5 protein-coding genes are annotated in these 4,360 nt (G+C 67.1%); all 5 read right to left on the minus strand.

Annotated features, from left to right (window positions below; genetic code table 11):
- A partial coding sequence (locus G5V65_RS21190; protein WP_241250696.1) for a phage tail protein occupies positions 1 to 2,537 on the minus strand: 2,537 nt, incomplete at its 3' end.
- Positions 2,524 to 2,742, minus strand: a complete 219-nt coding sequence (locus G5V65_RS21195) for a hypothetical protein (RefSeq protein ID WP_165054503.1) — start codon at positions 2,740 to 2,742, stop codon at positions 2,524 to 2,526. The genes G5V65_RS21195 and G5V65_RS21190, both read right to left, overlap by 14 nt.
- The gene (locus G5V65_RS21200) at positions 2,739 to 2,987 is read right to left on the minus strand and encodes a hypothetical protein (protein ID WP_089905543.1); all 249 of its coding nucleotides are present in this window, start codon (positions 2,985 to 2,987) and stop codon (positions 2,739 to 2,741) included. The genes G5V65_RS21195 and G5V65_RS21200 overlap by 4 nt, the downstream gene beginning before the upstream one ends.
- A gap of 9 nt (positions 2,988 to 2,996) precedes the next feature.
- Positions 2,997 to 3,857, minus strand: coding sequence for a phage BR0599 family protein (locus G5V65_RS21205; RefSeq protein WP_165054506.1), 861 nt, complete (start codon positions 3,855 to 3,857; stop codon positions 2,997 to 2,999).
- Positions 3,854 to 4,360: hypothetical protein (locus tag G5V65_RS21210; RefSeq protein WP_206526924.1), on the minus strand; the 507-nt coding region annotated here is incomplete at its 5' end. The genes G5V65_RS21210 and G5V65_RS21205, both read right to left, overlap by 4 nt.

The raw sequence follows: 4,360 nt of genomic DNA on the forward strand, positions 1-4,360 counted from the left end.
AAAATGACCGACGTGCCCGAGGGATGCGCGCGCGGGACGGTATCGAGGCATCCACGTCCAACTGTGATGCTGCTAGGCGTGATCCCGTCCACGCGGACCAGTTCGCCATCGATGCTGGCGAGCGTTCCGATCTCGACCTCGCCGATGTCGCGCCAGCTGGTGACCGGGACCACGCGCGCTTCCGGGCTGTCTGTCACATCCGCAGCGAGCAGTGCGGTCGGGGCGAAAGCGACCACCCCCTCCTGCGCGGGTCCGGTACCGGGATCAATCCAGAGCTGGGCCGCCAGGGCATCGGCGCTCGGGCGTTCGCCGGTCGCGACCAGCGCGCCTGCGTCCGGATCCTCGGCAAGGCGGCGGTCGGCCTCGCTGTGGCCAAGCTCGCGGACGAGAAGCCAGTACGGGGCTTCGTCGACCATGCGCCGGGCCAATGCCCGCGGCGGGGCGGCGACACCGGTTGCCGTGGGCATGCGCCCGCCCGCGATGGCCGTGGCGCCCAGCGCGAAGACATCCTCTGCGATCTTCAACCGGATGCCGTTGTCGCGCCCGTCCCCCTGTCCGATCTCGGAAATCCGCATCACGACGTCATCCAGCCCCAGCCGCGTCGAACGCAGCCGGATCACATCGCCAGGCCCGAGGTCCGCGCCTTCGCGGTTCACGACGATCTCGCCGGTCAGAAGGGGGGCGGACAAGGCACGCAGGTCGCGCTCGGCGACGCGTACGGCGAGCCCCTGATAGCGGATGCCGGGATAGTCGAGCGTGGTCGCCAGCACCTCGCCCATCGCCTGGACGCGGGCCGTGTCGGTCACGCTGACGGCACCGGTGTCGTCGGTCCAGGCATCGGTGAAACGCACCGTGACCGAGTTCACCAGATCGGATGGCGAGCGGCGCCCAAGGCGGCCCCAGTCCACGACATTGGTCTCGTCGAACAACGGCAGCGTTGTGCTCAGGTAATCCGCCCGGATCAGCTTCAGCTCCCAGAGCCCGGTGCGCCTGTCGATGAAAAGAGTGGCATCGATATGGTCGAGGACGCTGGCGATGAACTCCTCAATGGAGGAGTCCTGTTGCCAGATCAGCGAGAGCCCGAAGCCCTCGGTATAAAGCGTATCCGCCGCGCCCGTGAAACTCGCCCCGATCTCGACCGAGGAATATCCCAGACCCCAGTCCCGGTTGGTCAGGCATTCGCGGATGATATGCGCCGGGTTCATGTCCGGGCCGTTGCCAAAGGCGCCGCGCAGGGAGGCGACCAGTGCTTGCGGGTTGCCGGGTGGGATCACCGGCACGCCATCGACAGGGGTGTTGTCGATCTGCGCGGTGTAGGACGTGTTCGCGAGCGAGATGTTGAAGCCGAAGATATCGGCAGGCGGCAGGGTGCGGATGATCGCGAGCGCCGTATCGACGGAGGATACCGGCGATGGCTCACCATCGGTCACGAAGATGACGATCCGGCGTTTGGACCCACCACCCGCGAAGAAGGCATTTGCTTCCGCGAAGGCCGCGTTGAAGCTCGTGCCTCCGTTGGTGAAGTTCGAGAGCCCCAGCATCCAGGCCTCGAGCGCGGCATAATCGTCAGGGCCCGTGTTGCGCCGTTCGATGGACCCGGCGACTGCCGCGTTCCAGAGGACGATGCGGATATCGTTCGGCCGGTCGGGATCCACGCCCGTCGCGATCTCGCGGATGAGGGCGGCGACGCCCGCTTTCTGAGCGGACATGCGCGTGCCCGACATTGATCCCGAGACATCGAGCGCAATGTAGATTGCGGCATCCGAGATGTTGGCCTCTGGCACGATGGCCGCCTTCTCGGGATACCACTGTGCCGCCCCGGCCTCGCCGGTCAGCACGCGTGTTACTCGCACGGCCCATGGCTTCAGGTATGGGTTGATGCCGAGGTAGACCTGCCGCAGCACGAGGCTGCAGAGGCCACGGTAAGCAGGCACGTCCCCGCCCATGCGCGCGGCCAGATAGTCGTTGGGCCCCTGGCTCAGCCCGCCCATCAGCACATCGACATCGCCGCGGATGCCGCCTTCGCGGCTCTCGCCGCCGAAGAGGTCAAGCTTGTCGATCCGGATGCGCCCGCCACCGGCGCCGGTATTGCTGGCGCCGGTCGTGGCCTCGAAGACCTCGACGCTCTGGGTTGCAAAGCTCAGCGCCTCGGGCAGGACGGTCCAGCGCGTGATATTGGTCGCAGCGTCATAGGTGACGGCCTGCAGGGTGATCGTCTGGCTCGACCCGTTGGCGAGGGCGAGGCGATAGTCCTGCCCGATCCGCACGCCCGCGCGGGTGCCGGGGAAGCTGATTGTTGCGCCGCTGTCTCCCGCAAGTGCCGACGTCGCGGCCATACCTGCGACGGTGCCGATACGGGTCTCGACCGCCGCCCCCCCACCTCCTGCAGAGCCTCCGCCAGTCGTGACGGACCAGGCGGTGCGACGGTCGACGAGGATCTCGCGGATGGCGTCGACCGGCCCGTGGCAAAGCGCCAGATGTACGCCCAGCGAATAGCGATAGCCGACGGTCTGGGCCTTGCTCCTACCGCCCATCATCTGCCTCCAGCATCATTGCTGCCCGTGCTTCAGCCTGCAGGATCACCGGTTCGACCAGCGCGTCGCCGGTGGCGCGCAAGGTCTCCGCCTCGATGCCGCCGTCGAGAAATGACTGCCAGTCCAGCCCATGCCGCCGAAACCACGGCCGCACGCCCGCGAGGCAGTAGCGCGCCGCGCGCAGGTCATGGATTGTCACGCGGGTCACTTCTTGCCGCCTTTCTTCTTGATGGGATCGACCTTCAGGTCTCCGGCCCAGACGACATTCGGGCCGGTGATCAGAACCGTGCCGAAGACGACCGGGATCGGACGTCCTTCTTCAGCCGTCGGCAGCGTGAAATCGTCGAGCCCCGCAGCCTGCGGCTTCTCGACCTTGGGCCGCGGGCTCAGCGCATAGGAAATCGCCGAAAGCACGAGCCCGAGGACGAGCCGCGCGATGAAGGTCCAGACCATTTGGGATGCTCAGACGATGGAACTGCCGCCGAAGGGGTTGCGGCCGGGGATCTCGGGGAAGCCGCCGAAGTTCGGGAGGTTGCCGAACTTGGCCGCACAGGTGGAGGCGCGCAGGTCGCAGCCTGGGGCGAGGTCGGCTATGACGGGGATCGGATCACCGGTCTCGGGGTCGCTCTCGGGTGCGGCCAGCGCCGCTGCCACCTCCAGCATCGGCCGAGAAAGCGTCAGGGTTGTCCCGACATGCCCCGTGATGAAGCCGAGCTGGGCACCGAACCTCAGCACCCCGCCGCGAAACCAACCATCGGGCTGGCCACCTGCCTCTGGGACTGTCAGCGAATTGCCCGAGGCGGCCGTCACGGTTCCGGTCTGCCAATGGAAGCTGATATCGAGCCCACAGCCGCGCCCGTAGAGCGCGTGGCGGCAGAGGCGCTGGTACTTCGCGCGCACCCCGGCCCGGCGCAAGGTGCTGAAGACGGATTCACAGTTCAGCAGGATCCGGACGCCCTCGACCTCGGCGCCCACCACGCGGCCTTTCCAATGCGCCACGGTCTCGCCCAGCACCTGCTCGTGGCCGCGGAAGATGGTCAGTGTCACGGGCGTGTTGCCCAAGGGCGCGAGAAACCGCCGCGCGAAAACGTGCGACAGCGGCCAGGTCAGTTCCAGCCGCCCGCGTTCGATCTCGCTGGTCTGCACCACATCACCATGGGAAATGGCGGTGGCTTCCCAAGTAAGTGCATCGCCCTCGCTGGCGGCACTGGTCCAGTCCGTGGCCCTGCTGGTGAAGCGCCAGACCTGATCGCCTTCGACGAACTGGTAGAGGTAGTACGGGCGGCCCTCGGCCGTCGAGGACTCGATGGTGGCGTAGGTCATTCCAGAACCTCGACGACAGGAAGGGTCACCTCACTGGCCACGGCCCCATGCCGGATCTCCACGCGATCCGCATCCGACCGCACCAGCGTCAAGAAATGCGCCTTCGTCCCGCTTGCCACGGGCTCGCCGAGGCTGGAGGACAGCGTCAGCCGATGATCCGCGCCGTCCACCAACGCAGCGTTGATCATCCGGAACCGAAGCCCGCTTGGCATCTCGAGCAGGATCGCGCGCCCGACATAGGCCGCCAGTTCCGCAAAGGGCGCCACGCGCATCAGCGTGGAACCGGAGGTCATGGCGGCACGCAGTTGCAGCTCGCGCCCCCAGGTCGGCAGCCAGAAGCTAGCCTGACGGCCGCGCAGCGACCACAGCCAGCGGCGTAGTGCCCAACGTTCTGATGCGCCCTGCGCTTTCATCGTGATCGCCTCACCCCTCTCGAGCAGATCCCGCAACGGTTCCACCACGACGGGCCCGAAGCCGTTGTCGACGTATTCGACGGCGCGGCG

Origin of the sequence: Paragemmobacter kunshanensis (genome assembly GCF_011059185.1) — a bacterium.
Lineage (GTDB): Bacteria > Pseudomonadota > Alphaproteobacteria > Rhodobacterales > Rhodobacteraceae > Paragemmobacter > Paragemmobacter kunshanensis.